Below are 25,562 nucleotides of genomic sequence, written 5' to 3' on the forward strand. Positions count from 1 at the left end.
CTCACAACATCGCGTCACGCGGAAACTGCGTTCCGCGACTAGCAAAGCAAGCGATATGCCACCCGATCTGATGGCAAGTACCCACCATGCCGGTCATGAAACATTCGCCTTTGATGATGGCGGTGTCCTCGAACCCGATCTGCACCGTGTGGTCTCCTCAATCGTCCCGGGCTAAGGCCCGGCATTCCGCGTTCCGCGCTCTTTCGGCCGGCGCTCGTAGTGGAATCCACGCGCCGGGGCTTTGTCCGGTTTCTGTCAAAGCCCTTGCCGCTGTCGGGTCCGCCACGGCATCTGGTTTCGCACGTCGCGCTGTTAGTCGAGTGTGATCAGGCGCTTAACGCAGGTGCGAACGAAATGGCACGCCAGTTGCTAAATGGATGCAGCAACAACGAGTGAGGGCTGAGGGCACGCCGACGCCGATGGCGAGCGATGGCCTCCTTCCCGAAACCCGTGTGCCTACGTTTCTGAGAGAGAAACAGCCTCGCGCGTTCGGCGCGAAAAAAATTGGCAATCGCTTGATGGAGAGCAACATGTCTTCGCTGAGACAAATCGCGTTTTATGGCAAGGGTGGCATCGGCAAATCGACAACGTCGCAAAATACGCTGGCGGCCCTTGCTGAGCTGGGCCAAAGGATTCTGATCGTTGGCTGTGATCCCAAAGCGGACTCGACTCGCCTCATCCTGCACGCCAAAGCGCAGGACACCATTCTGAGCCTCGCGGCGAACGCCGGCAGCGTCGAGGACCTCGAAATCGAGGACGTCATCAAACTCGGCTACAAGGACATTCGATGCGTCGAGTCCGGCGGTCCGGAGCCGGGGGTGGGGTGCGCCGGAAGAGGCGTGATCACCTCCATCAACTTTCTGGAGGAGAATGGCGCCTATGAAGACATCGACTACGTCTCTTACGACGTGCTCGGCGACGTCGTCTGCGGCGGCTTCGCGATGCCTATCCGCGAGAATAAGGCACAGGAAATCTACATCGTGATGTCCGGCGAGATGATGGCGATGTATGCCGCCAACAACATCTCCAAGGGTATTCTGAAGTATGCGAATTCCGGCGGCGTGCGCCTCGGCGGCCTGATCTGCAACGAGCGGCAGACCGACAAGGAGCTGGAGCTTGCAGATGCTCTTGCCAAGAAGCTCGGCAGCCGGCTGATCTACTTCGTGCCGCGCGACAATGTCGTGCAGCATGCGGAGCTGCGCCGCATGACGGTGCTGGAATACGCGCCAGAGTCCAAGCAGGCGGATCACTATCGCAATCTCGCGACCAAGATCCACAATAATGCTGGCCAAGGCGCTATCCCGACGCCAATCAGCATGGACGAGCTCGAGGATATGCTCATGGAGCACGGCATCATCAAGCCTGTCGACGAGAGCCTGGTCGGCAAGACCGCCGCCGAGCTCGCCGCTGTTTCGGCATAGTTCATGTTGTCGGCCTTCTCGACCGGGGAAGGCCGACATCGTCCACTCAGAAGCTGGGCGACCTTCATGATTGGCACACAAGGAAAATTGGCCGATACGATGTCACCTGCTGTATCGGCAGCTCACGTCGCCGAGCAGCGCGATGCGAGTGAGCTCTACGGCCTTCTGACCGGGCGCCATCCAACAGAAGCCGACATCAGCGACAATGACGATTTCGATCGCCATGTGCTCGCTTGCATTCTCGCCGCATCCGCTATGGATGGCGGCCAACTTCCCGAACGGGCTGGCTTGACCAACCAGGAGCTCAATGCTCTCTTGGTGCAATACTTCCCATCCACCCCGATCAGGAGCTGTACCTGGCGCGAACAGTCCGCGTTACCGGCTCCTGACGAGACAATTATGGTGCGCGACCTCCTGCTTGCGCAACGTTCCACCCATGGCGAGGTCGGCAGCTGGTTGGCGACGATGATCGCGCGCCGCGCCATGGAACCTAATCACTTATGGGAAGATCTCGGTCTGCGGAAGCGGGACGAATTGTCCCGTCTCCTGATGCGCCATTTCGGGCCGCTGGCGGCTCGCAACACAAAGAACATGCGCTGGAAGCGCTTTTTCTATCGCATGCTATGCGAAGATGACGGCCTGGTGATGTGTACCACGCCGGTCTGCACGGAATGCAATGATTTTGATCTTTGCTTCGGTAAGGAGAGCGGGGATGGCCGGACGCCGGCGGGATCATCTGCGTCGTCTCGATGACTCCGTCCAAGCCATCCCAAGTTCGCAAGACTGAATTCATCATGGATGCCCCCTCCTCGGCGCCATTCCCGGTATATCGGAGGAGCTTTCGGTCAGCTGTCACATGAGGAGACTGAGGGCTTGAAAAGACACCGGGGTAAACGATTGCGCGCAGCCGGCCCGACGCGACTGCGCCTGATGATCGCGGGTTGATATTTGGCGGAGGCGACCGTCACATTTACCGCTGAGATGTTCTACGTTGACGCGCGATCGAGGCCAACATCCATCTCTCGATCGCGCCCACTGAATTTGTTTGCGGACGCCGACCTGTGGTTGAACTGAACCCGACGGCTCGCACCCGCCTTCCCGAAGTGCTGCAGCTTGAGGTGAGGCCCCAACCGTTGCCCGACTAGGAAGCTTCCAAGCTAGGCCCTGCGTTCAACTCGGTCGCAAGTGCACCGAACCTGGCGCTCCGCCGCTTCCACCCTGTCGGATTTGCGACACACCCGAGTCATCTAAAATTCGACGTCATTCAGAGGTTCTTGAGAATTCGAACGGGTTGGCACGGCAGTTGCTGAAGAGCTTCCGGAATAAACATACGGAGCCGCTGATGGCGTTCGCTGCCGCTAGGACCATCCCCGACGTTCATCGGTCGAAATCCATAGTCCTCAATGACACTACGTTGCGCGACGGCGAACAGACGCCTGGCGTGGCCTTCACGACAACGGAAAAGGTCTCGATCGCGCGTGCGCTGGCGGGGGCCGGGATCACGGAGATCGAGGCCGGCACGCCGGCCATGGGTCAGGAAGAGATTACCGCGATCCGAGCGATCGCCGAAGCGGGCGTTGCGGCCACGATCATCGGCTGGTGCCGGATGAAACTCGCGGACGTCGATGCGGCGATCGAGGCTGGTGTTTCGATGGTCAACCTATCGATCCCATCGTCCGACGTGCAGATTGCGGCGAAACTGGGTGGCGGCCGTTTGGCCGCGCTGCAGCGGGTGAAGCGCGTCGTTGGCTATGCTCGCGACAAGCGACTGGATGTCGCAGTGGGGGGCGAAGACTCTTCGCGCGCCGATGTCAACTTCCTGATCGACCTGATCGCAACCGCCAAGGCGGCCGGCGCCCGGCGCTTTCGTGTCGCGCATACGCTGAGCGTGCTCGATCCCGACGCGTCCTTCGCGCTCATGGCGGCACTGCGCGCCGGCACCGATCTCGAACTCGAATTCCACGGCCATGACGATCTTGGGCTGGCGACGGCTAATACGCTGGCGGCGATCAAGGCTGGTGCAACCCACGCCTCTGTGACGGTCATTGGCCGGTGCGAGCGAGCCGGCAATGCGCCGCTGGAGGAAGTTGCCGTCGCACTCAGTCAGCTCTGCGGCCGTGATACCGGCGTGCTGCTATCCGAACTGGAGAAAGTCGCGGCCGCCGTTGCAGCCGCAGCGTCCCGCACCATTCCGCTCAACAAGGCGATTGTCGGCGAGCATGTCTTCACCCATGAATCCGGCATCCACGTCGATGGGCTGTTAAAAGACCGGCGCACCTACCAAGCGCTGGACCCGCGATTGCTTGGCCGCTCCCACCGCATTGTGATCGGCAAGCATTCAGGGCTTGCCGCGATCACTTCACTTCGCTGTTGTCCGAGTTGCAGCTGTCGGTCACCGCCGAGCAAACGGAGACCATCCTCGCGCGCGTCCGCAAGCATGCCATCGAGCACAAAGGCCCGGTTGCCCAGGAAACGGTGGTGGCGATCTGGCGCGACATTCACGAGGGCTCGTCAACGGCGGGTGATCGGTTGGTCAGCCATGCGCGTCGCGCGATCAGGTTGAAACATTCGGTCTGGATGGTTTCCGGGCGCGGATCTAGATGGAGGTTGAGAATGACGACGGACGGCATCCTTTCGCAATTGAACAAGGCCTCGGCGGCAGAGGAGTTTTTTGCACTCCTCGGCGTCGAGTACGACGCGAAAATCATCAACGTGGCGCGGCTTCATATCCTGCGTCGCATGGGGCAATATCTCGCGGGCGAGGAGTTGACCGGTGCATCCGATCCTGACATTGCCTTGCGTTGCAAGGCTACGCTTGAGCGCGCCTATGCCGACTTCGTCACGTCCTCACCGATCGAACAGCGCGTGTTCAAGGTCCTGAAGGATGCGGCAGCGCCACAACCGAACAAGCATCCAGCATTGGTCCAGCTCGGCTCCTTGGTGTGAATTGAGTTTATATCTCGTGCTCCGGACCGTGAAGGTTCGGAGAACCTGACAGCCACCCAGGGCTTCGAATTCAAACGGAAGTTGCAGTGGCCTCGCGGATCCGCAGCTTCAACACTCATTCGGCTCTCCTTAAGGGCCAATCACGACCGAGCCCTGGTATGTCCATCCTTTCAAGCTGGTGCCCATGGCGCACCTATCTCCTGCAATGGTACGCCGGCAGCGGGAAGCGCACATTTGGCGAGGAAAGCGCACCAGATTCGGATGACTGTCTTCTGTCGCATTCCGAACACGCCTCGGCACGGTTATCGAATGTTCCGATCGTCATGAGAGGCTGCCAACCCGAGTTCCTTCAGTAAGAGTCTGTATTGGCGCTCAATTTTAATCGCCTGCGCAATTGGTACGACAATTGCTGACATATGCTCAGCTAATCTGGAGAAGCGCATGCACATCTTGGTCCGCATCGATTTTGTTTTTGACGCCGCGCAGGTTCGCGCGCGCTGCCTGTCGGCACCATGATGCGTCGCGACGCCAAAGCGATGGTCGCATATTCCGACCTGGCTGAGCTGAAAGCTGCGCTTGATCCGCGCCAAAGGTTCGTCGACGAAATCACCCCCGTTGACCGATCCATGGCCGAGGTTTCGCGGGGGCAGTCCTTGCTCTCCAGCGCCGGTCGCGCGGCGCCGTTGACGGGCGGCTTGACCGCCGGCCCTCGTGCCCGCGCCAAGAATTGCCGGCGTGTCGCTGCCATCGGCAGGATTGCGAGGGCATTCGGAGCAATGGATCGCGTTTCCCCGGCATGCACGCGACCGACGACGATACCAGCCGAGCCTCTGGCAGGCCTCGACCTGTTCCAGCTCGGTTGCACCTCGAAGATGAGGGGGACCAATCAATCGGCTCGCGTGACCGGCGCGATGGGTTCCTTACCAGTGCCCGTTGCCAAATGGTGGCCCAAAATGCCGAACCCGCAAGGAACCCGAAGCCCGTGCTCCGGGCTCGTCGAGAAAAGTACCAGCAATGGGTGTCTCGGCCCTGCGCTGCTGCCAGGTGGTGCTGACACAATGGCGACGGGCACCCGGCTCAACTTTTAACTGAAGCAATCTTCAAGCGCGAATTCAAAGCTGGAGGCGGAGCACGCTCCGCTGGCGAGCCGCTACTGAACACGAATGGGAGTACAGATGATGAGCACCGCACCCAAAAGCGCAGCTCCGGCCGCGGGTGGTGGTCGCGCGGCGACCAAGAGGGAGCTGCCTGAACGATTTAAGGCGTATAGGCACGTCTGGGTCTTCATCGAGCAGGAACGCGGGGTTGTGCACCCCGTCTCCTGGGAGCTGATGGGTGCCGGCCGCCGGCTCGCCGACAAGCTCAACGTTGACCTCGCCGCGGTTGTCATCGGCCCGGTCGGGGAGACGACACAGCAGGCGGTCGCCGAATCCTTCTGCTACGGCGCCGACCTCGCCTATATCGTCGCGGACAATCTGTTGGCCGATTATCGCAACGAATCCTATACCAAGGCGCTCTCCGAGCTGGTCAACACTTACAAGCCGGAAATCCTACTCCTAGGCGCAACTACACTCGGCCGCGATCTCGCCGGCTCAGTCGCCACCACACTGCTCACCGGCCTAACTGCCGACTGCACCGAGCTCGATGTCGATGCCGACGGCTCGCTTGCGGCGACCCGGCCGACGTTTGGCGGCTCGCTGTTGTGCACGATCTACACACTCAACTATCGTCCACAGATGGCCACCGTCCGTCCGCGCGTGATGCCTATGCCCGAGCGCGTGACGGGCGCCGTCTGGCGCGTCATCTCGCATCCGCTCGGGCTTGTTGAAGAAGATATCGTCACAAAAGTCCTCTCGTTCCTGCCGGACCGCGATTCTACAAAGTCCAACCTTGCCTATGCCGACGTGGTCGTCGCTGGAGGGCTCGGTCTGGGATCGCCTGAGAACTTCCAACTGGTACAGCAGCTCGCCGACGTACTTGGCGCCGAATACGGCTGCTCTCGGCCGCTAGTCCAGAAGGGCTGGGTCACCTCGGACCGCCAAATCGGCCAGACCGGGAAAACCATTCGGCCAAAGCTCTATATCGCGGCCGGCATTTCCGGCGCGATCCAGCATCGCGTCGGCGTGGAGGGGAGTGACCTCGTCGTTGCCATCAACACCGACAAAAACGCTCCGATCTTCGACTTTGCCCATATCGGCATCGTTACCGATGCCATTCGGCTGTTACCAGCGTTGACCTCTGCATTCCGCGCGCAGCTGTCGCCCCACTCGCACGACCGCATCGCCGGCTAGAGGAGCTTGTTATGATCGAGGAAAGATTCGACGCGATCGTCGTCGGTGCTGGCATGGGCGGGAATGCGGCGGCGCTTACCATGGCCGAGCGGGGCCTGAAAGTGCTGCAGCTGGAGCGCGGCGAGTATTCGGGGTCGAAGAACGTGCAAGGCGCCATCCTTTATGCCGATATGCTGGAGAAGCTGATCCCTAATTTCCGAGAAGATGCACCGCTTGAGCGACATCTGGTCGAGCAACGCTTCTGGATCGTGGACGAGTGTTCGCACACGGGGCTTCACTATCGCTCCGATGATTTCAACGAGGAGAAGCCGAACCGCTACACCATCATCCGCGCCCAGTTCGATAAATGGTTCTCGGAGAAGGTCCGCGAGGCGGGCGCTACGGTGCTGTGCGAGACCACGGTGACCGAGCTCCTCCAGGATTCCCATGGGAGGGTCGTTGGGGTGCGCACAGACCGCAATGGGGGCGAAATCCATGCAGATGTGGTCGTGTTGGCCGAGGGGGTGAACGGATTGCTCGGGACGCGGGCGGGCTTAAGAGGGCGGCCGGCACCGGATAAGGTGGCACTCGCGGTCAAGGAGATGCATTTCCTGTCGCGCGAGACAATCGATGCTCGCTTCAATCTGAAAGGCGACGAGGGGCTCGTCATCGAAGCCGCCGGAACCATCTCCCGCGGAATGACCGGTATGGGCTTCATCTATTCCAACAAGGAATGCATCTCGCTCGGTATTGGCTGTCTTGTTGCCGACTTCCAGCGTACCGGCGAGACGCCTTACGGCCTGCTCGAGGGCTTCAAGCGTCACCCTTCCGTCGCGCCGCTCATCGAGGGTTCGGAAGTAAAGGAATATTCCGCGCACTTGATCCCCGAAGGTGGGTACAAGGCCATCCCGCAGCTTTGTGGTGAGGGCTGGGTCGTTGTCGGAGACGCCGCCCAGCTCAACAACGCCATCCATCGCGAGGGGTCCAATCTTGCGATGACGTCGGGGCGTATCGCCGCGGAAGCGATCTGCCTTATCAAATCGCGAAAAGATCCGATGACGGCCAAAAACCTTTCACTTTACAAGAAACTTCTGAATGATTCCTTCGTGATCAAGGACCTGAAGAAGTATAAGGATATGCCGGCACTCCTGCATACCCACTCGCAGAACTTCTTTCTCACATATCCGCAGCTCTTCTCCAAGGCGATGCAGGATTACGTGCGCGTCGACGGCACACCAAAGCTCGAGAGAGAGAAGCTGATGCTCAACTCGTTCATCAAGGCGCGCTCGTGGAGTGGATTGTTCAGCGATGCCCTCCGCATTGCCCGGGCCTGGCGCTGATCACAAAGCAAAGACAACGACGAACGACGGAGCCAGAAACAATGCCGCGCGAGCCATCCCAACGTGTCGAGGACAAACTATTCTACAACCGTTATCTTGTTGATTCCGGCCGCGCCCATATCAAGGTGCGGCCGCACACCACGCCATCGTCGCGGCTCTTGTCGATGCTGAAGGCTTGTCCAGCACGGTGCTACGAGCTCAACGATAAAGGTCATGTTGAGGTGACAGTCGACGGGTGTATGGAGTGCGGCACCTGCCGGGTGATCTGCGCAGAAAGTGGTGATATCGAGTGGAGCTACCCACGCGGCGGTTTCGGTGTGCTATTCAAGTTTGGTTAAAAAATTCGGGTGAGGGTCTGGCCATGGCAGGCAGGCGCGAACTCGAGATTTCACCCGGGCACATTCAATCGGGGTCCCAATCTTTGCATCTGCCGGGCGGCCCTTGCATGGTGGAAGCGCAGCTTGCAGTGTCCGCTATAATATGCCCGTAGATAGCCAAAACGAGCGGATCCGAAACAAGCGCGCAACGCATTCGTGAGATTAGGTCGTCCATCTCGGATCTGGTCGACGGATCCTGGTTTTCTTCCCCAACTGGCCGGTTCCGTCCTCCTTGGAAGGTTCGCGGCGATCCGCCTGCCGCCACCATCTCGCGACGCTGCCTATCGCCTACCAACGAATGCTGGAAGCAGGACTTCGCGCGGCCGTAGCCACCGACCGACAACATGCGATCGGGCGCCTTGTAGACTAGAAAAGCACGAGCGAATCACGAAACTAGCGCTTTCTAACTCCGTCGCGCGGCCGCCGGTTCCGGGTTCGCCAGGCGGGCTGCGCGCATGCAGCACACAAGTTTGCACTTTCATTTGCCGGTATCGCCGCGATATATCGTCGGCCGGAGAGCAATGACGATGGTTCGAGTTCAAAAGAGCAGGGCAGCCGCTGACGCGCGGCGAGCAGAGGCACGCCGTGAGAGTTCGGTCGACGACATCCAGGCCCGCATAGCCGAACTGAGAAGTTTGCCGCGCGAGAAGCTCGCGGATGCGGTGTTCATGCTCTCGATGAACGCAAGACGGCAGCGCGAGTTGATACGCCAGGCGATTGAGAAGCGCGCCGAGGTCGACCTGGACTTTGATCCGCCGGCGAAGGCGGATTTGGCGAGCTATCTCGCCAATGATGTGGTCTCGACTTTACGCCACCACGTTGCTGACCTTCCGACCTTGCTGGACCTGTTGGTTCAGCGAGCGCCTCACGTCTGCTTCACCGTCCATCGGGACGAGGCCGTTTCGCTGCTCGCCGCAATCATTCGCGAACACCGGCTCGAAGGAGTCCTTGAAGGCCTCAGGCTCGCCGGGCTCCTGAACGAGCCAGCGAAGGATCGCCATGCCGGTATCGGTTCGGAAGCGGATTTGAGAGGAGCTGCCGAGGGCGCGTGAGTGTCCAGGCCACCTTGAGGGACAGTCCCTGCAGATGGAACGTCCACAGGAAACGGGACGACAGCAAATCTCGGCGCCTGCTTGCGAGGTCAAAACCGCGTCGAATTCGCTGCGCAGTTCCTTTGTCATCCGTTTAGCGTTGATCGCTGACGCGGAGCCGCTATGCGCGCTCGGTCGCAGTCCCCGGCCACGTCAAGCTCGGGACCTTCGCGTCGAGCACGAGATCCGCAGTCCTGAGCTTTCATGTTCAGTTGCAGCGCGCGGTGCGCTGCGCTGGCGGACCATGGAACCGTTCGCTAACAGCCAAGCAAGGGAAATCACTGCAGGACATGTCGTCCGAGCCGCGGCGATGCGCCAAAGCGGCGAAAGGCGGTCGCTCACCTCAGCTACGCGCTCTGGTGAAATCGACCGTCCGTGTTCCGGTAGTCGCTGGTTGCGCGCTGGCGGACGGCGGGGGAAGGCCTGGCAAGTACTCCGCGAGCCACTCGGCAATAGCAGACAAGCTCAGTGGCGGTCCGCGGCAAACTGGGCAAAAGGGCCTTCTCGGGGGCAGGATCGTCGAGATGAACGATCCGCCGCGCATCTGCTATACACGCCTTATCCTTGCTCGATATCCGGGGAAACGCGCCGGAAGTCGCCTCGCCTGTTCGCTCCGTTCGCGAGCCGCACCGGGATTTCGCCGAAGCTCGCGTGCACGAGCACGGCGAAGGCGTGGCCTAAAGCCGCGTGCTGCCGAACAGCGCGTCGCAGCCAATGCCGGCCTGATCGGTTAGTAAGCCCGCTCAAAGACCACGAAGGAGCCTCGCGTGCTGCGGCCAGCCGCACTTCAATGAGCTGCTGTTATAATCTGAAAGCATCCGATCGCAACTTCCATCGCGATCAGCAGGACTATAACCCACTCAAGACGCAGCGAGCGCCGTGTGTCCATGATGTCCGTCAGCGCGTTGGCCGTTCCGGAGATGGCCGACAGCTTGCGCTCGAGCATCTCAAGACGCTCCTTTAGTTCGTAATCGTCTTTCAGACGCGAATAGAGCCGCTCGAGCTCCGGCTTGTCCCAGAGTGCGTCGGGCTTTTCGGCAATGGCGACGCGGCCCGCTACGCGCTGCTGGACCAGGAGCGCATTGCCGATCAATTGGAGAATGCTCTTGCGGCCCCGCGGCGTCCGGCCGCGCTCGGCGAGTTCGCGTGCAAACGGTTCGATTACGTCGAACACCGCGGCGACACGGCGCTCGTCTCGCTCCAGCGCCGTGCTCTTGGCGAGCGTATCGGCGATCAGCAGCAGCCGGTCGTTGGTAAACTTGCTGAGACAAATCCGCCCGCCCGGCAGAATGATGTCGGCACCCTGGTCGTTGCAGAGCTGCGCTTGCGCGCTCTCCTCCTCGTAGGAGTTGAATTCACCGATGACCCGAGATTTCAAGGTTTCGATCAGAGCGGTTTCCTCCGAGGGCGACAACCCGATGAGCACCACAACGCCATAGCGGAAGATCACGACAAGGCCCTCATGAATGCGGAAAGCGACCGGCGTCGAGGACACCAGCGTTCCGATTTCGAGAGCCGGCGGGTTGATACGATCGCCTAGCATGACTGCGCGAATGCGCAGCATCGAGCCGGCCGCCGTCTTTCCGGACACGGCAGGCTTACCGGGCGTAAGTTGATCCATGTTCACTTTAGCATCCGGTTTGGCGCCACTCAGACGCGAGAGGCGTTCTCGCGGGACCATCAAACACGTCCAGAACTTCGTCGCAGACGGTTCAGCGGAATTTGCCCGGCACGTCGCTGAGAGATGATGCTGTAATCCGGCAAATGCCGGCTCCACAGTTCGGATGGGTCGTCGCCATTTCCATGCTCGTGCGTGCTTGGCCGCAAGGTCAATTGAACAACCCCGCAAGCTCATGAAGAGAACGAGAGGTTTTCCAATTCGACGATCCCGTCGCCAAACATTTGGCTGCGCGGCATGCGCCGTCCTCGAACAAGGTCGAGCAAGATTGATGCCGAACCGGTGTCTTTCGCGCCAGCGGCCTCAGGATTTCCGATTGAATGGGGGGCGAGAATGATTGTTCGAAACGGCACAGGTTGAGCAAAGACGGCGGCGCCATGTGTGTTCGATTTCATCCCGAGCATGTCAGCTACAGAACACGGCGAATGTTGCGCGCCGCGGAATTTTTCAAAGCGCAATCAGAGCCTTAATCGCGGTAGCGGCGCTGGCATAGCTGTTGCTATCGAAATGTCGCAAAGGCCGAGCGGAGGTGCTGAGTACACACCCAGCCCGAATGGCGAAAACAGGACGGTGATCGGTGGACCGACGGTGGTGAAGGTGAAGGGCCGTTTCCAACTGTTAGCCACAAGACGGCCCGGCATTCTTGAGCTAAGACCCCGAGTAGAACGACAGGCAGGACTTGCGGCCATGCATATTGAACCGGGAACAGTAGCAGGCGCCAAGCTCGTATTGAGCTACGCGACAGGCCTTGCGGCGGGCTGCGTCGCCGCCAACCTTGTGGTCGAGACCATGCGCGAGCGGGGCGTCCTGTCATTCGCCATGCAAGCCATCGCCGCGACTGCGCTTGTGTTCACGTTCCTCGAGATCCTGCCGCACTTTGCGGTCGGGGTCTCCGAGGTGCGCTTCGTCCCCGGCTCCACGCTGTTCCTGTTGTTCGGGCCGGGGCCAGCTGCCTTTGCTCTTGCGGTCGGCCTCTTGCTGCCAAGCATCCTCTTTGTTTCGGCCGACCTGCCGCAATATGGTATGAATGTCACGACGCTTCTGGTGCCGCTGTTTGCGATCCAGGCGCTCGCCAAGCGGCTCATTCCATCCAACACCGCCTATCGCAATCTGCAGTACAGCAAGGCGCTTGCCCTCTCGACTGCGTATCAGTCTGGTATCGTTGCCTGCGTCGCGTTTTGGGCGCTCTATGGTGCGGGCTTCGGCGCCGCCAACCTCTATCACATCGGATGGTTCGCCGTTTCCTACGCACTTGTGGCCCTGGTCCAACTGGAGGGTGATCTGGCTGTGCTGGCGCTCGCGAAACAAATTGGGCGGCGTGATTGCGGGCGGAGTTGTCGCCAACCGCATGTAGAAGGCATGTTGCCGTTGATAACAACGATGGCCGTCGGGCCTCCCGTTTTGCTCAAGCGATGCATACGCTTTCCCTGATAGCAACCGGCTGCAGCGATCCCGGGCGGCGCGCGCGCGCTGCTATCGGTGGCAGCAAGGCGACCGAGCTTATGCTTCTTCCGCACAAGGCGACCAGGAAATCATATCTCGCCGACTTGCGGCCGGCCGTCTGCTCCGGCTTGCTCGCTAAACAGTGGACGCGCACTACGGAGTTCGACCTGCTGGTGCGCGATGCAGCCGAGGCGGACTGCCGCAATGATGTGGCGCAATGGCCGGATGCGGTCAGCGCAGCAGCCTGGTCGCAGAGCATCGCGGGCGAGGTGGGACGCGAGCGGCGTCTTGCGCTGCTGATCCAGGGGGATTCATCCGTCGAACGAGCTTACCATTGGAACATTAGAACCCTCCTAAGCACAGCTGCGATGGAGCGCTGTTCGGCGGTTTCCCATGCTCTGCTGCACTTGGCCGGAATGTTCGCAGTTCGACAAAGAAGATCGCCATGCCTGGATTGATCGTGATGTTGACCATGCTCGCACTGTGCAGCATCGTGCTGGCCGGCGAGTTGACAGGGCGAGCACAGGTCATCAACACCGACACCCTTGAAGTTCACGGGACTCGCGTTCGGCTCTGGGGCATCGAGGCGCCGGACAACAGTCAAATGTGCCGAGATATCAAGAGCAATCTATATCGATGTGGCCTCAATGCCGCGAGCGATCTTGAAGGCTTCATTGCAGAGCGCGAGGTCAGGTGCCTGTCAGTGCTGCAGGATGAGTGTGGACGGACGGTGGCGACCTGTTCAGCCGATGGCATAGATCTCGGAGAGTGGTTGGTGCGCAACGGTCTCGCGCTCGATTGGACGCAATCTTCCACGGGACCATACCACGCGGCGCAACGCGCGGCCGATCGTGCCGGACTGGGCTTATGGGCGGGCAGCTTTGCCGTACCTTGGTTGTATCGAGCGTGCATTCGGCTAGGCGGTCAACCAGCAAGCTGTTCGGACGACGCGAATGCACATCCTTGACGGGTGTTGCCCACAGCAGAACATGCGGTAATCGGCTCCGCGTGAGGTGACAGTCACGGGCGAGCTGGCGTCGATCGGAGTGAGGCAAGCTTACCACTGCCGCGGATCTTGAACTCTCGTAAGCGCGAACGTCGCAAGAACAGAGAATCGCGAGCTCCGCAGAGCCCGATCATTCTTGGCGCGGTTTTTTGGAAACCATGGACTCGCGGTCCTGCCAAGGCGCCGCCTGTTGAGTTCGAGAGAGGCCGCATTCGCCTCAGAAGAATGACGGGCTCTGCGAGGCCTAAGCAAGACGAGGGCGTGGCACTGAACAACAATCAGATTCCGCCGGGTAGAGGTTGAGCGAAAAGAAAGAAGGCCAGTGACGTTCAAGGCACCGCAGGGCAAGGTAGGCAACACCAATGCGGGTTGGGATGCAGCTCACCTCCACTCCATGCGACGCTAGCTTTCAGGTTTTGACATGCCAGAGCTCGCAGCTTGATTCCCAGATGCCGTCCTGCCAAAACTCATATACTCGCACTCAAATCCGACGGACCAAGCAGGTGTGAGCGCTTGCTCAACGACGGCTGCGAGGCTCCCATCGAAACGACGGTAGTCGAATTGCGGCCTTTGCCGCGGGAAGGCCGCATAAGCTCCTTCCCGGACTTCGCTGCTATTGGCGATATCGGCCGCGATTGCCTTTCAAGCCACGGCTGCTCCGACATAGGCCAGCGTTTGGCCGGGCGGGTAAGAAGCCTAACACCACACGTGCGGTTTCGGTGACCAAGACGTGTGGACCTGCCTTGCAGGCGCCGATCACAACAATGCCACAGAAGGCAATGCAGCTGTTCGTGCGGTTGCTCGCTGACCACTGGCTCGAGATCCGCCGAATAAGCAACACCGCACACGCGATGAGCGCAACTGCTGCGGCGGACCGAACAAGCGAACAAGAACGTCAATCGCATATTACCTCCCGAACACCACGTGCGCGGCTTCCACAATGAATCGTGATCTGCTGAAGTCGCAGCGTCGCTCCCACGCTCTCGTGGTGTGCGGACTCTGTGCCGACGAGCGCGACGCAAGCTCCCGGCGTGTTTCGATGGCCGGTGTCCTCTATGCGACAAGAGCGGTGATCGTTCAAACAAGCCGCGGGTCTGAGGTCGAACACGAATGTCATGATGCGCCGACACGGCTGGTTGATCACTTCTGTGAACTCCTGCGAAAGAGATTTGGTGCTCCAGCTTCTTTACAACCACACAAACAAGTTCGCACCGGGAACTCGAGGCGCGGAGCTGAGTCAGAGACCGCAAGATCACCTGACTGATCCGAGTCCAAAGAGTTGAACTGGTCGGCAGTCCCTGATCGTGCCGACGCGGGATAGCCGGAAGCAGTGCGGCGCAAACGAACACGATCTGCCGATCATATCGCTCTGTTATGCATCTTCTCCCCTGCTGCTCCGGAGATCAGGCATCGTATGACTCCGGCAAGCGACCTTCCTTGCCCGCTGCCCAGAGCACCAGCGGCATAGCTGACGTCCATTACTGTTCTATTCGCATTGGCGAACTCGGCAGAGAATTGCTCGCGTCGTTCTGGGTGGTGCTATCGTGCCAGACACGATCGCCGTGGGAACGCCGATGGGCGGCGGGCGTATCGCCCGCAGCATGGGCTTTCGCATTGCGACACTGAGGGTCGCGGCCAACAGCTCACGGCCTAGAGGGCCTGCATTGGAGGCGACTTTCCTCGGCCACACTATCACGATTGTCGACGCCGCGCCCGTCGGCGGCGCGCTGGAACGCGGCCAGCTCAATTGTCTATGGCTGGACAATCACGGCGCCGGTCTCGGCGATCGTTGCGGCGCTGACCTGGTGGGGGTCAACGCCTTGGATGTTTTCGTCAGGACACGAGCTTCAGCCCGACAATGCCGGCGAGGATCAGTCCGATACTGGCAAAGCGAAACGCTGCGGCCGGCTCTCCGAACAGGATGATGCCGAGTGCTGCGGTGCCGACCGCACCGATGCCGGTCCAGACCGCATAGGCAGTTCCAATGGGCAGCGTCTTCAGAGCAAGGCCGAGCAGGATCACGCTGCCGGCCATGGCCGCGAGCGTGAGCACGGACGGAACGAGCTTGGTAAAGCCCTCGGTGTATTTGAGGCCGATTGCCCAGGCGACTTCCAGGAGGCCGGCGACCAACAAAATGCTCCAGGCCATGGCGACCCTCCGTTCATGGCAGGGTCGTCCCCGCGGCTGATGTGATGATGAGCTGCAAGGCCGTCCTCGCCGGGGCTCGCGATTCGCTTCGATCAGTCAATGGTCAACTGCTCCCAAACATCAGCATTCCGACATCAGTGGTTCGGCGAATTCACACGATCGACAAAGCAGAAAGCCGTCCGCTCCGTTCATGCGACTGGCAATCTTGCAAAAAGTCGCCCCTTCGAAGAGATCCTTGTACCTGTCGCGGAGAAGGTTGCCCAAAACATGTCGTCGCTCAAAATCCATGCAGCAGAAAGTAACATCGCCGTTTGGGAGAAGAACATTGCGATATTGCCGTTCGTCAGGACATGTCAGTGCTCCAACGATTGGCTGTCGCGCTTCAACCATCTTAAGCTCGCCGCTGCCAGCCCTGCTGCGCGGCGGACGCGAGCGGACCAGCGCTTCCTCAGGAATTATGTCGACAAGTTCGGGATGAACGTCACCCATGACTATGAAGAGCAGTGATGAAATGTCGGCATCGACGAGCTGGCGCATCAAATCGACATAGTTGCGCCTGACGAGACCACTATCCATGTGCGTGCCGTCATCAAAAACGTGCACCAGGAAAACGCGGAACTGCAACGCACGCAAGCGTCTTAGATCCTGCCCGTTCATTCCTACGAGGGTTGTGAAAATCCGGATTCCATGGCCACACGCGTAGGCATGCTCAACCATTTCTGTGCAAGCCGGATTGAGGCAAGGCTCCGAGTACCCCGAAAAGCTGATGTCGACAGCTGCGGGTACGCGCGCCAGACATCGCTTAAAGTCTTGGAGAGAAAGATGCTTCACGTCGGATATCGCGCTTTGCCGTTTGGCAAACTTGTCCTGCGGGCAATAAGAACATCCGACGACACAGCCCGTTGTCGTAGTTATCTCCAAGACGCTGCCGCCAGTGATTGCAGAGCGCAGCTCCCGTAGAGTCATCGATTTTATATTATCCACTTCCGCGCTCCGCGTTTCGAAGAAAGAGCTCTTGAGGGGGACCGTCGATTTGCATCCCTCATGCCAGTCCGCTCTTGCATCATTCTCGATCCATCCATCAGCGCGACACGGCACGCTCGCAAGCGCGGCCGCGACAGATGAAGAAAGCACCACGGCTCTTGCCTTTAGCGCCCAATCCAGCAGAAACGGGCAGCTGCCGAGTGGACATGCATCGATGAGGTTGGTCTGACGTCTCGTTTATTCCAACAAGCATCACTCATGCCAATCGCGGTACTGTCCATAAGTCGGCACGCCGGCGATAAAATGTTGTCGTAATTGCGCAGCCGAGGCGCAACTCTACGCAATCGAAAGCGTACAATATGACGCTGCGTACGATTCAAGCTCTCTCGAAAATGAGTTCAATGGCAGCTTTCTTATGAAACGTGGCGGCGTTGCCGCCGTCCGAAGCGCCATGTCACCATGATCGACGTGTGTCGGCATCGGTCCCGAAGTTCCGATTGCGAGCGCCGTTGACCGCAGTCGAGAATGCAAATCTTCATCGCGCCTTCATGCAGCAGATCGTGAATTCAACAGCTGAAAACGCTATTCGGTGACGAACTCCTGAAGGTGGATTCGATTGACGAGATCGCCAAAGTCTATGCTCGGGCTATTGTTTCCGTGCTGCCGGAAATGGCTTGTACGCTCGCCGGATGGTCTTTTGGCGGTGTGCTCGTTCACGCCGTTGCTGGGATACTGATCTCTGCAAACGTGAGGATCGATTAGTGGCAATGATCGATAGTGCCCATCCGTCGGAGCTAGGGACGCTTCCACCTTGCACCAGGAATCGGCTAAATTCCTTGCATTCCTTGTCGACGAGGGAGGGTTGTTGCCTGAACACGGTGCAACCACGGAAATTCAGCTGGGAGACTTCGCTACGCTCGCGAGCGCTGCTTTCAGTGCATGGAAGATCGCTGTACCGGCGCTTCAGAAAATCTTCCAAGTGTTCATTCGCCATATTCACGCTGGCAAACTATACGTACCTAATAGGGGTTTCGGCGCTCTGCGTCCATTACACTCGGGAATCCACTAGCGAACCAAGTTCATGGCGCGCTGCTTTCGAGAGCGTCGTTGAAGGGCCTCCTTTTCCCGGCAGGGCTATCGCACATGATAGTTCGAGGTCGCCGGATGAGCTCCGCCTGCATGGTTCGAGGCGCGCTCTATGATTCAAAGGCGCCGTCGCCCACCTCGAGGGCTATGCCGCCGGTGGGTCGCGGGCACTGCGTGCATATAGCCAGGCCAGACGTGAATGGTTCGCATCTCGAATGAAAAATACAACTGGCGACTCCAACCGCGACTCGAAATGTCAATCGAGGAGGAGCAACGGCCGCCTCGTCAATGCTCTCCCGAGGGTTCGAGGGCCGTCTAGCATGTCCCTTCTGTTGCACTTCCAGGACGACGCCCGGATCAACACTTTGCGCTCCGGCCCACGACAGCAGTCCTTCTAACGCATGTGATCAAGAGCGATAGCAATGATCCTGGCGACCTCTGATGCGGATCGCCGTTGGACAGGGCCGCTCCCCCGTCTAAAGCACGCCCGGCTGGCGCGGCTTGGACCCGAAGAGAATTCATCGAAACCTCCGATTATTAAGCTGGTGCGCACGCTCCAATTCTCTTGTGGTGTCGCCGCCGAGCTGCTCGATGATCCCCTCAGCTAGGTCGTCAGTTTCTCGACCTGCTGGGGCTCGTGTCCTGACGCGCGAGAAAGCCATGCACGTAAAGAGGCATGGCAGTCCTTTCCTAGTAGCGTTGGTGCGGCTCCCCTCGACGAGCCGTTCCAGCCCTTCGGAAACGAAGTCGTGTAGGGGTGCTCAGAAAAGTGAGACAACCGCCCTCGATGCGGCATGTGGCTCCGCAGGATTTAGGCCAGCGCGAGGCGGCGAATTGTCGTGCGGGTTCGTGTGCAATGTCGTGTTCGCAACATGTTGGCGGACAACAAACAAGTGCGGGTCGGCTTTCGGGAGGAAAGAGACACGCCTTGCGCGTCGCTTGCGTCCAGTTGGCCGCGCAGCGGCCCGTGCGCAGAAGCGTCAGGCGATTGGCCCGACTATTGCTCCGCTGTTTGCCCAACGGCGTGCGGCTCACCTGCTTTGTCGGGATGTCCGGCGCAGAACGTGGATCTCTATGTGACCAAAGGCCATGACATGAAGAATTCCAGGTCCCTGACAATCAAGGTGCTAGGCACAGCTACTTTTGCCCTGGCCTTGATGACGCGTACCGCGGCGGTCGAATACAAAACGGAAAATAGCCAGGATCCTAGCTCCCGGGGCGTTACTGTGAACAGGAGCTTTCTTGCCCAAATCACCCCCACCTGGGAACGACCAGCGAGCTTCATGCTTCAGAACGGCCTGCAAGTCGTGGTGATTGTCGATCACCGCACGCCGGTGGTGACGGAGATGATCTGGTACAAGGTCGGCTCCGCCGACGAGAAGCCGGGCAAATCGGGACTTGCGCATTTCCTCGAACACCTGATGTTCAAGGGAACGGCCAACCATCCGGCCGGCGAATTCTCGCAGACCGTGCGGCGGATCGGCGGCGACGAAAACGCCTTCACCTCCCTCGATTACACCGCCTATTTCCAGCGCGTGCCGCGCGAGCAGCTCGCGCGGATGATGGAGTTCGAAGCCGACCGCATGACCGGCCTGATCCTGAAGGACGACAACGTGCTGCCCGAGCGCGACGTCGTGCTGGAAGAATTCAACATGCGGGTCGCCAACAATCCGGATGCACGGTTGACCGAGCAGATCATGGCCGCGCTCTACCTCAACCACCCCTACGGCCGGCCCGTGATCGGCTGGCGCCAGGAGATCGCGAAACTCGATCGCGAGGATGCGCTCGCCTTCTACAAGCGCTTCTACGCGCCAAACAACGCGATCCTGGTCATCGCCGGTGACGTTGACGCCAATGAAGTCCGTCTTCTGGTCGAGAAGAATTTCGCTGATATCCCTGCGCAGCCGGCGATCCCCGCCAAACGCATGCGTCCGCAAGAACCGATCCCGGCGGCGCCGCGCACCGTGACGCTGTCGGATCCGCGGGTCGAGCAGCCCGGGTTGCGCCGTTATTATCTCGTGCCTTCCGCAGCCACAGCGATCGCCGGCGAAAGCCCGGCGCTCGACGTCCTCGCGCGACTGATGGGTGGCGGCTCCAAATCCTATCTGTATCGGGCATTGGTGATCGACCGCCCGCTCGCGATCTCTGCCCGCGCCGGCTACACCGGCATCGCGCTCGATGCTTCGCAGTTCTCCATCTCAGTGACGCCGAAACCCGGCGTGGAATTCTCGCAGATCGAACCCGTAATCGATGGCGTGATCGCCGAAATCGCGCAAAAGCCGGCCCGCGGCGAAGACCTCGAACGCGTCAAGACGCAGTTGATCGCGCAAGCGATCTACGCCCAGGACAACCAGCAAAGGCTGGCGGGCCGGTATGGCGGCGCGCTCACCACGGGGCTGAGCATCGACGATATCAGAAGCTGGCCGGACCGCATTCGCGCGGTCACCGCCGCGCAGGTCAGCGAAGCCGCACAAAAATGGCTCGACAAGAAACGCTCGGTGACCGGCTACCTGATCAAGGATGCCGCGCCGAAAGGCGAGGAGAAGCGCTCGTGATCTACCGCTTAACGTGCCGCGCGGCGCTGATCGGCAGCGTCTGCGTCGCGATGATGATGTTATCTTCGGCGCCGTCTCAGGCCGCCGCCAAGATCCAGCGGCTGGTCTCCACCGGCGGCATCGAGGCCTGGTTCGTTCAGGACGCCACCGTTCCCCTGATCGCGATGGAATATGCCTTCGGTGGCGGCGCGGCTCAAGACCCGGCCGACAAGCCCGGCGTGGGCAATCTGGTCGCCGATCTACTCGACGAAGGCTCCGCCGACCTCGATTCCAAAACCTTTCACGAGCGTCTCGATCGCCGCGCCATCGAACTCAGCTTCTCCTCGAACCGGAATTATTTCCGCGGCTCGCTGCGCATGCTGAAAGGCAACAAGGAGGAGGCCTACGACCTCCTGCGCATGGCGCTGACCGCGCCGCATTTCGAGGCCAGCGACGTCGAGCGGATTCGTGCCCAGGTGCTCTCGGGGCTGCGCCGCGAAAGGACCAACCCGAGCGCGCTCGCCGAACGAAAGTTCCTCGAAATCGCGTTCGGCAGCCATCCCTATGGCCGGCAATCGAGGGGGACGCTGGATAGCGTGCCAAGAATCGATGTCGCCGACCTGAGGGACTATGTCGGCCACGTGATCGCCAAGGATACGCTGCGGATTGCGGTCGTCGGCGATATTGACGCCGATACGCTCGGCAAACTGCTCGACAAGACGTTTGGAGGCTTGCCCGCCAAAGCTAACCTTAGGCCCGTTCCTGATGTGCTAGCGGCAAAGCCGCCGCAGCGCGCCTTCATTCCACTCGATGTGCCGCAGACCATCCTGTGGTTCGGCGGTCCCGGCATCCGCCGCAATGATCCGGATTTCATGGCGGGGTACGTCGTCAACCATATCCTCGGCGGCGGGCTGTGGTCGCGACTTTTCCACGAGGTCCGGGAGAAACGCGGGCTGGCCTATTCGGTCCATGAATCGCTGCTCTGGATGGAGCACTCCGCGGTGTTTGTCGGTGGTAGCGGCACCCGCACCGACCGTGCCGGCCAAACGCTCGATGTGATCGAAAAGGAAATCCGCCGCATCGCCGAGGAGGGCCCGACCCAGAAAGAGCTGGATGAGGCCAAGTCGTATCTGAAGGGGTCGCAGATGCTGACGCTCGATACGTCGTCAAAGCTCGCCCTCGCGTTGTTGCAATATCAGTTAGACGAGCTGCCGATCGACTATATCGAGAAGCTCAACGTCCTTGTCGATGCCGTGACGCTGGGGGACGCCGAGAAGGCCGCGCAGCGGCTGTGGGGGCAGGGCTTGCTCAGTGTCATGGTGGGCCGCTCTCCACCGGCAGCAGCCGAGTCGACCACCGCGCCATCGGCCGCGAAGCCGGCGCCCCCCAATTAACTTTTCAAGTAGCTCGGGGCGGCGTAGCCGCGAGCCTGGCTCTGCCGTGTCCCCCGCTTGGCTAGGTGTATCAGCTTGCCCTGTTTCAGCTCACGGTTGAAGACCGGCCATTGCGCTTGCAGCTCGGCCGCCAGCGCATCGAGCTGGGCATCGACCGGCTGCCGCAGCAAGGGGGTGTCCATCTGTGCCAGCGCGTCGGCCTTCTCGTCCACCGAAACCAGCTCGTCGGAGAAATGACGGTATTGCAGGCTGTCGTCGAGGTAGAGTTCACCGGACTGGAAGCGCTTCCTGACTTGGTGGTACAGCCAGAACTCGTAGCGGTCGGCATGCAGGCCCGTTGGCTTGCCATCAGCGTCGAAGGTCAGCAGGTACGGCCGCAAGCGTTTCGGCACCGTGGCTGCTGGACATTCGGCGAGTGGCCGTTGCGATAGGCGCTGCTGTTTGGTGAACACACCTTTGGCCCAGGCCAGCGCCACGAGCTGTCCGGATCGGTGCCGGCGAAATCGAGCGCGACGTACAGCGGTCGAAGATACCGACGGATACGCTCGGCCAGGCCGTCCACCGCCTGCCAATGCAAAGCCAGTTTGCTCACCGGCTTCACGCTCATACGCAGTGCCGTGGTTTGCGTGTCGCGGGGCATGATCTTGTAGGCGCGCTGGCGTACATCGCCGAACGGCATGGGATTGGGCACGCTGTCGTCGATGCAAAGCGACAGCAGGCGATCGACCTGTGGCGTGTCTTGCTGACGGCGCACCTGCTCCGCGACAAAGGATTGCTTTGCACCCGCACTGCTCTCGTCTTCCAAGTGCTTCATATGATAGGCCATCGCATCGACCAGATTGTCAGAGAGCTGCCGATAGCGCACCCAGGCATAGCACAGCAGATAGAGGTGGGTCTGATCGGCCTTCAGATTGCGCAGGTCGTGGATGGTGTAGAAGTTCGCCAGGCTCGCGTAGTACAGAAGGTTTTGCTGCGAGACGCCGAGCTTGGGCAGCAACGCCTTGGCGATCCCGTGCAGCGGCTCCAGCGTGGCGCGCTTCTGGCGCTCGCGAGCCATCTGCCGCCAGCCAAAATCCTTGGCGTCCTGCCTGAGTGCCGCCAGTTGAGACAGGGTGTCGTCGCGCACCAAGAGGTGACTCAGCGCGGCCTTGGCCTGTTCGTCCAGCATTTCCCAGCAGGCCGCCCAGCCGCCGACGCTCGGCGGACAAGGCTTCGCTGACCAGCTCTTGCAGGGTGGTGTAGCCGGGCCGGATGGTTTTGTGCTCATTGAGCCAGCCAATCAACTCGGTGGCGACGAATCCTGGCGTCACGTCGCGCCGAACGATTTGCGCGGCTTGCTGCGCGAGCTGCGGCAGGAAGTCGGCCGCCCACGGCCGGTAGCAGAACAGCGCAGCGATACGCTCGCGCTCGGTGTAGTGTTCGTGGTTGGTGATCAGCTCGCGCTTGAACGCATCGCCGTGGAAATAGCGGCTCAGCACGAAGGCGCAATCGTCGTCGACCTCGTTCCAGTCAAAGCGAAAGAAGGCATGCTTGGCCTTGAAATAGCCGATCTGCAAGATGCAGTAAACCGAGCGGTGAGGCTGGGGCGGCGGCTGGCAAGCGCCGGTTCGGTTTCGGTCAAGGCCAGGTATTCCAGCCGCTGGGTGTCGTCGAAATCCGGCAGGCCGTACAGGCTTCCTGCTCGGCGCCCGATAGGACGGTCAAGCGTTCGCTCTTGGTCGTCATCGCGATGACGCTCCACGGGAGCGCATCCAGCCAACCCGTGCCAGGGTCTCGATCAGCGTGGTTCGCTTGCCACCGAAGTTGCGACATACCGCCGCTTTGGACATGCCGCCGTCCAGCGCGGCGATGATGGCGTCCATCTTCTCGCCGGTGATCGCCTGCGGCCGGCCGCCGATCCGGCCGCGTTTCCGTGCGGCGGCCAGGCCGGCGACGACACGCTCCTGGATCAAAGCGCGCTCATGCTGCGCGAGCGTGCCGAACACCTGGAACAGGAATTCGCCGGAGGGCGTCGTGGTGTCCAGGTTCTCGGTCAGCGAGCGGAACGCCACCCGATTGTCCTTGAGCGAGGTCACGATGGCGAGCAGGTGCGACAGCGAGCGGCCGAGCCGGTCGAGTTTCCACACGACCAGCACGTCGCCGGGCCGGACGAATTCGAGCGCTTGCGCCAAGCCGGAGCGGTCATCCTTCGCGCCCGAGGCGTGATCCTCGAACAGGTGAGGCGGATCAACGCTGGCGGCGAGCAGCGCATCGCGCTGCAAGTCCGTGCTCTGGCGGTCGGAGTCCGACGACACGCGCATGTAGCCAACCAACATAGGCGGATACCCATCGGAAATAGGTTTCCGTATGGCAGCGCGTGGCGACAGAGTTTGTTGCATATTTTTTGCGTCATCAGGCGTTTAGCTTAGGGGGGCTACTACAAGATTCGGTAGCTGACTAAAGCCAACTTGAGGCCCTAGGGTCCGGCCGCCTTCTCCGCCGATCATCATCGACGAACAGAAATGAACGCAAGCGCACGTGAAGCCGCTGCCCGCGGCGCCTGCCGGTCACCTTCCGCCCTTCCATCGCTTAGAGAGTGAAGTGCCACCATGTCCGAACAACCCTTGCCGACGCTGCCGATGTGGCGCGTCGATCACATCGAGCCCTCGCCCGAGATGTTGGCGCTACGCGCCAACGGTCCGATCCACCGCGTGCGCTTCCCATCCGGGCACGAAGGCTGGTGGGTGACAGGCTACGACGAGGCCAAGGCGGTGCTGTCCGACGCGGCGTTCCGGCCCGCGGGAATGCCGCCAGCGGCATTCACCCCGGATTCGGTGATGCTCGGTTCGCCGGGGTGGCTGGTCTCGCACGAGGGGGGCGAGCATGTCCGGTTACGCACGATCGTGGCGCCTGCCTTCAGCGACCGCAGGGTGAAGCTGCTCGCGCAGCAGGTCGAGGCGATCGCCGCGCAGTTGTTCGAGACGCTGGCGGCCCAGCCCCAGCCCGCCGACCTGCGGCGCCACCTCTCCTTTCCACTTCCGGCCATGGTCATCAGCGCGCTAATGGGCGTGCTCTACGAGGATCACGCCTTTTTCGCCGGGTTGTCCGACGAGGTGATGACGCACCAGCATGAAAGCGGCCCACGCAGCGCGTCGCGCCTGGCCTGGGAAGAACTGCGCGCCTACATTCGCGGCAAGATGCGGGACAAGCGCCAGGATCCGGGCGACAACCTGCTGACGGATCTGCTCGCGGCGGTCGACCAGGGCAAGGCAACCGAGGAACAGGCGATCGGCCTGGCGGCGGGCATGCTGGTGGCGGGGCACGAGAGCACCGTCGCGCAGATCGAATTCGGCCTGCTGGCCATGTTCCGCCATCCGCAACAGCGCGAACGCCTGGTCGGCGATCCATCCTTGGTGGACAAGGCGGTGGAGGAAATTCTGCGCATGTACCCGCCGGGCGCGGGCTGGGACGGCATCATGCGCTATCCGAGGACCGACGTGACCATCGCGGGCGTGCATATTCCCGCGGAGAGCAAGGTGCTGGTCGGCCTGCCGGCGACGTCGTTCGATCCGCGCCATTTCAAAGACCCGGAAATCTTCGACATCGGACGCGATGAAAAGCCGCACCTGGCGTTCTCCTACGGGCCGCACTACTGCATCGGCTTGGCGCTGGCCAGGCTGGAACTCAAGGTGGTGTTCGGTTCGATCTTCCAGCGCTTTCCCGCGCTGCGCCTGGCCGTGGCGCCCGAAGAACTGAAGCTGCGCAAGGAGATCATCACTGGCGGGTTCGAGGAGTTCCCGGTGCTCTGGTGATGCGCGGACGTCGCCGGGAATCGCGATCTTCTCCGCAATTTGCTGGCGCCTGG

General features: G+C 60.8%; 19 protein-coding genes and 3 pseudogenes. 15 read left to right on the forward strand and 7 right to left on the reverse strand.

Annotated features, from left to right (window positions below; genetic code table 11):
* Window position 1: 1 nt before the first annotated feature.
* Window positions 2-145 (reverse strand): hypothetical protein, encoded by a 144-nt coding sequence (locus GWG65_RS28220; RefSeq protein WP_187436387.1) that lies wholly within the window; start codon window positions 143-145, stop codon window positions 2-4.
* A gap of 385 nt (window positions 146-530) precedes the next feature.
* Here GWG65_RS28220 and nifH point away from each other — a divergent pair, with 385 nt between their 5' ends.
* From nifH to GWG65_RS28260, 8 genes and pseudogenes are all read left to right on the forward strand, one after another.
* On the forward strand, window positions 531-1,421 hold the full coding sequence (gene nifH / locus GWG65_RS28225; protein ID WP_026233535.1) for a nitrogenase iron protein: 891 nt from the start codon (window positions 531-533) through the stop codon (window positions 1,419-1,421).
* Window positions 1,422-1,520: 99 nt separating this feature from the next.
* The gene (locus GWG65_RS28230; RefSeq protein WP_275198851.1) at window positions 1,521-2,174 is read left to right on the forward strand and encodes a nitrogen fixation protein NifQ; all 654 of its coding nucleotides are present in this window, start codon (window positions 1,521-1,523) and stop codon (window positions 2,172-2,174) included.
* A 589-nt stretch (window positions 2,175-2,763) separates the two neighbouring features.
* A pseudogene (nifV, locus tag GWG65_RS28235) lies at window positions 2,764-3,920 on the forward strand (homocitrate synthase); the annotation flags it as partial.
* A 114-nt stretch (window positions 3,921-4,034) separates the two neighbouring features.
* A complete protein-coding gene (gene nifW, locus GWG65_RS28240) occupies window positions 4,035-4,367 on the forward strand; it encodes a nitrogenase stabilizing/protective protein NifW (protein WP_275198852.1) in 333 nt (110 codons plus the stop codon).
* A 1,178-nt stretch (window positions 4,368-5,545) separates the two neighbouring features.
* The gene (locus GWG65_RS28245; protein WP_148744147.1) at window positions 5,546-6,658 is read left to right on the forward strand and encodes an electron transfer flavoprotein subunit alpha/FixB family protein; all 1,113 of its coding nucleotides are present in this window, start codon (window positions 5,546-5,548) and stop codon (window positions 6,656-6,658) included.
* Window positions 6,659-6,669: 11 nt separating this feature from the next.
* Window positions 6,670-7,977, forward strand: a complete 1,308-nt coding sequence (locus GWG65_RS28250; protein WP_275198813.1) for an FAD-binding protein — start codon at window positions 6,670-6,672, stop codon at window positions 7,975-7,977.
* A gap of 41 nt (window positions 7,978-8,018) precedes the next feature.
* On the forward strand, window positions 8,019-8,315 hold the full coding sequence (locus GWG65_RS28255) for a ferredoxin family protein (RefSeq protein WP_275198814.1): 297 nt from the start codon (window positions 8,019-8,021) through the stop codon (window positions 8,313-8,315).
* Window positions 8,316-8,989: 674 nt separating this feature from the next.
* A complete protein-coding gene (locus GWG65_RS28260) occupies window positions 8,990-9,406 on the forward strand; it encodes a hypothetical protein (protein ID WP_275198815.1) in 417 nt (138 codons plus the stop codon).
* An 826-nt stretch (window positions 9,407-10,232) separates the two neighbouring features.
* On the opposite strand, the gene GWG65_RS28265 is transcribed toward GWG65_RS28260, so the two are convergent.
* Together GWG65_RS28265 and GWG65_RS28270 are read right to left on the reverse strand one after the other, a co-directional pair.
* On the reverse strand, window positions 10,233-11,066 hold the full coding sequence (locus GWG65_RS28265; protein WP_275198853.1) for an RMD1 family protein: 834 nt from the start codon (window positions 11,064-11,066) through the stop codon (window positions 10,233-10,235).
* A gap of 230 nt (window positions 11,067-11,296) precedes the next feature.
* Entirely contained in the window at window positions 11,297-11,581 is a 285-nt protein-coding gene (locus tag GWG65_RS28270) for a hypothetical protein (protein ID WP_275198816.1), read from the reverse strand.
* A gap of 229 nt (window positions 11,582-11,810) precedes the next feature.
* On the opposite strand from GWG65_RS28270, the gene GWG65_RS28275 reads away from it, so the two are divergent.
* From GWG65_RS28275 to GWG65_RS28290, 4 genes and pseudogenes are all read left to right on the forward strand, one after another.
* Entirely contained in the window at window positions 11,811-12,554 is a 744-nt protein-coding gene (locus GWG65_RS28275) for an energy-coupling factor ABC transporter permease (protein ID WP_275198817.1), read from the forward strand.
* Between the two features lie 71 nt (window positions 12,555-12,625).
* A complete protein-coding gene (locus tag GWG65_RS28280; RefSeq protein WP_275198818.1) occupies window positions 12,626-13,024 on the forward strand; it encodes a hypothetical protein in 399 nt (132 codons plus the stop codon).
* Entirely contained in the window at window positions 13,012-13,533 is a 522-nt protein-coding gene (locus GWG65_RS28285; protein WP_275198819.1) for a thermonuclease family protein, read from the forward strand. Before GWG65_RS28280 ends, GWG65_RS28285 begins: the two co-directional genes overlap by 13 nt.
* A gap of 1,566 nt (window positions 13,534-15,099) precedes the next feature.
* Window positions 15,100-15,381, forward strand: a pseudogene (locus tag GWG65_RS28290) (inorganic phosphate transporter); the annotation flags it as partial.
* A gap of 24 nt (window positions 15,382-15,405) precedes the next feature.
* Here GWG65_RS28290 and sugE read toward each other — a convergent pair.
* Window positions 15,406-15,720 carry a quaternary ammonium compound efflux SMR transporter SugE gene (gene sugE, locus GWG65_RS28295; RefSeq protein WP_275198820.1) on the reverse strand — a complete coding sequence of 105 codons (315 nt, stop codon included), beginning with the start codon at window positions 15,718-15,720 and terminating at the stop codon, window positions 15,406-15,408.
* Window positions 15,721-15,840: 120 nt separating this feature from the next.
* On the reverse strand, window positions 15,841-16,704 hold the full coding sequence (locus GWG65_RS28300) for a radical SAM/SPASM domain-containing protein (RefSeq protein WP_275198821.1): 864 nt from the start codon (window positions 16,702-16,704) through the stop codon (window positions 15,841-15,843).
* 2,180 nt (window positions 16,705-18,884) lie between these two features.
* Between GWG65_RS28300 and GWG65_RS28305 the strand changes: the two genes are divergently transcribed.
* Together GWG65_RS28305 and GWG65_RS28310 are read left to right on the forward strand one after the other, a co-directional pair.
* A complete protein-coding gene (locus tag GWG65_RS28305; RefSeq protein WP_342760675.1) occupies window positions 18,885-20,345 on the forward strand; it encodes a pitrilysin family protein in 1,461 nt (486 codons plus the stop codon).
* 50 nt (window positions 20,346-20,395) lie between these two features.
* A complete protein-coding gene (locus GWG65_RS28310; RefSeq protein ID WP_235940423.1) occupies window positions 20,396-21,718 on the forward strand; it encodes a pitrilysin family protein in 1,323 nt (440 codons plus the stop codon).
* Between the two features lie 62 nt (window positions 21,719-21,780).
* On the opposite strand, the pseudogene GWG65_RS28315 reads toward GWG65_RS28310, so the two are convergent.
* Both GWG65_RS28315 and GWG65_RS28320 read right to left on the reverse strand, forming a co-directional pair.
* A pseudogene (locus tag GWG65_RS28315) lies at window positions 21,781-23,443 on the reverse strand (DUF4158 domain-containing protein); the annotation flags it as partial.
* Entirely contained in the window at window positions 23,440-24,033 is a 594-nt protein-coding gene (locus tag GWG65_RS28320; protein ID WP_275198822.1) for a recombinase family protein, read from the reverse strand. The pseudogene GWG65_RS28315 and the gene GWG65_RS28320, both read right to left, overlap by 4 nt.
* 273 nt (window positions 24,034-24,306) lie before the next feature.
* Between GWG65_RS28320 and GWG65_RS28325 the strand changes: the two genes are divergently transcribed.
* Window positions 24,307-25,509, forward strand: coding sequence for a cytochrome P450 (locus tag GWG65_RS28325; protein WP_275198823.1), 1,203 nt, complete (start codon window positions 24,307-24,309; stop codon window positions 25,507-25,509).
* Window positions 25,510-25,562: the final 53 nt, after the last annotated feature.

This window comes from Bradyrhizobium sp. CSA207 (assembly GCF_029051685.1).
Lineage (GTDB): Bacteria > Pseudomonadota > Alphaproteobacteria > Rhizobiales > Xanthobacteraceae > Bradyrhizobium.

Bases quoted from the DNA above. Each gene is read 5' to 3' on its own strand.
- GWG65_RS28325 (WP_275198823.1), top strand. From the start codon at position 24,307: ATGTCCGAACAACCCTTGCCGACGCTGCCGATGTGGCGCGTCGATCAC.
- nifW (WP_275198852.1), top strand. From the start codon at position 4,035: ATGACGACGGACGGCATCCTTTCGCAATTGAACAAGGCCTCGGCGGCA.
- nifH (WP_026233535.1), top strand. From the start codon at position 531: ATGTCTTCGCTGAGACAAATCGCGTTTTATGGCAAGGGTGGCATCGGC.
- GWG65_RS28280 (WP_275198818.1), top strand. From the start codon at position 12,626: ATGCTTCTTCCGCACAAGGCGACCAGGAAATCATATCTCGCCGACTTG.
- GWG65_RS28265 (WP_275198853.1), bottom strand. From the start codon at position 11,066: ATGGATCAACTTACGCCCGGTAAGCCTGCCGTGTCCGGAAAGACGGCG.
- GWG65_RS28310 (WP_235940423.1), top strand. From the start codon at position 20,396: ATGATGATGTTATCTTCGGCGCCGTCTCAGGCCGCCGCCAAGATCCAG.
- GWG65_RS28275 (WP_275198817.1), top strand. From the start codon at position 11,811: ATGCATATTGAACCGGGAACAGTAGCAGGCGCCAAGCTCGTATTGAGC.
- GWG65_RS28320 (WP_275198822.1), bottom strand. From the start codon at position 24,033: ATGTTGGTTGGCTACATGCGCGTGTCGTCGGACTCCGACCGCCAGAGC.
- GWG65_RS28245 (WP_148744147.1), top strand. From the start codon at position 5,546: ATGAGCACCGCACCCAAAAGCGCAGCTCCGGCCGCGGGTGGTGGTCGC.
- GWG65_RS28230 (WP_275198851.1), top strand. From the start codon at position 1,521: ATGTCACCTGCTGTATCGGCAGCTCACGTCGCCGAGCAGCGCGATGCG.
- GWG65_RS28305 (WP_342760675.1), top strand. From the start codon at position 18,885: ATGAAGAATTCCAGGTCCCTGACAATCAAGGTGCTAGGCACAGCTACT.
- GWG65_RS28255 (WP_275198814.1), top strand. From the start codon at position 8,019: ATGCCGCGCGAGCCATCCCAACGTGTCGAGGACAAACTATTCTACAAC.
- GWG65_RS28285 (WP_275198819.1), top strand. From the start codon at position 13,012: ATGCCTGGATTGATCGTGATGTTGACCATGCTCGCACTGTGCAGCATC.
- sugE (WP_275198820.1), bottom strand. From the start codon at position 15,720: ATGGCCTGGAGCATTTTGTTGGTCGCCGGCCTCCTGGAAGTCGCCTGG.
- GWG65_RS28250 (WP_275198813.1), top strand. From the start codon at position 6,670: ATGATCGAGGAAAGATTCGACGCGATCGTCGTCGGTGCTGGCATGGGC.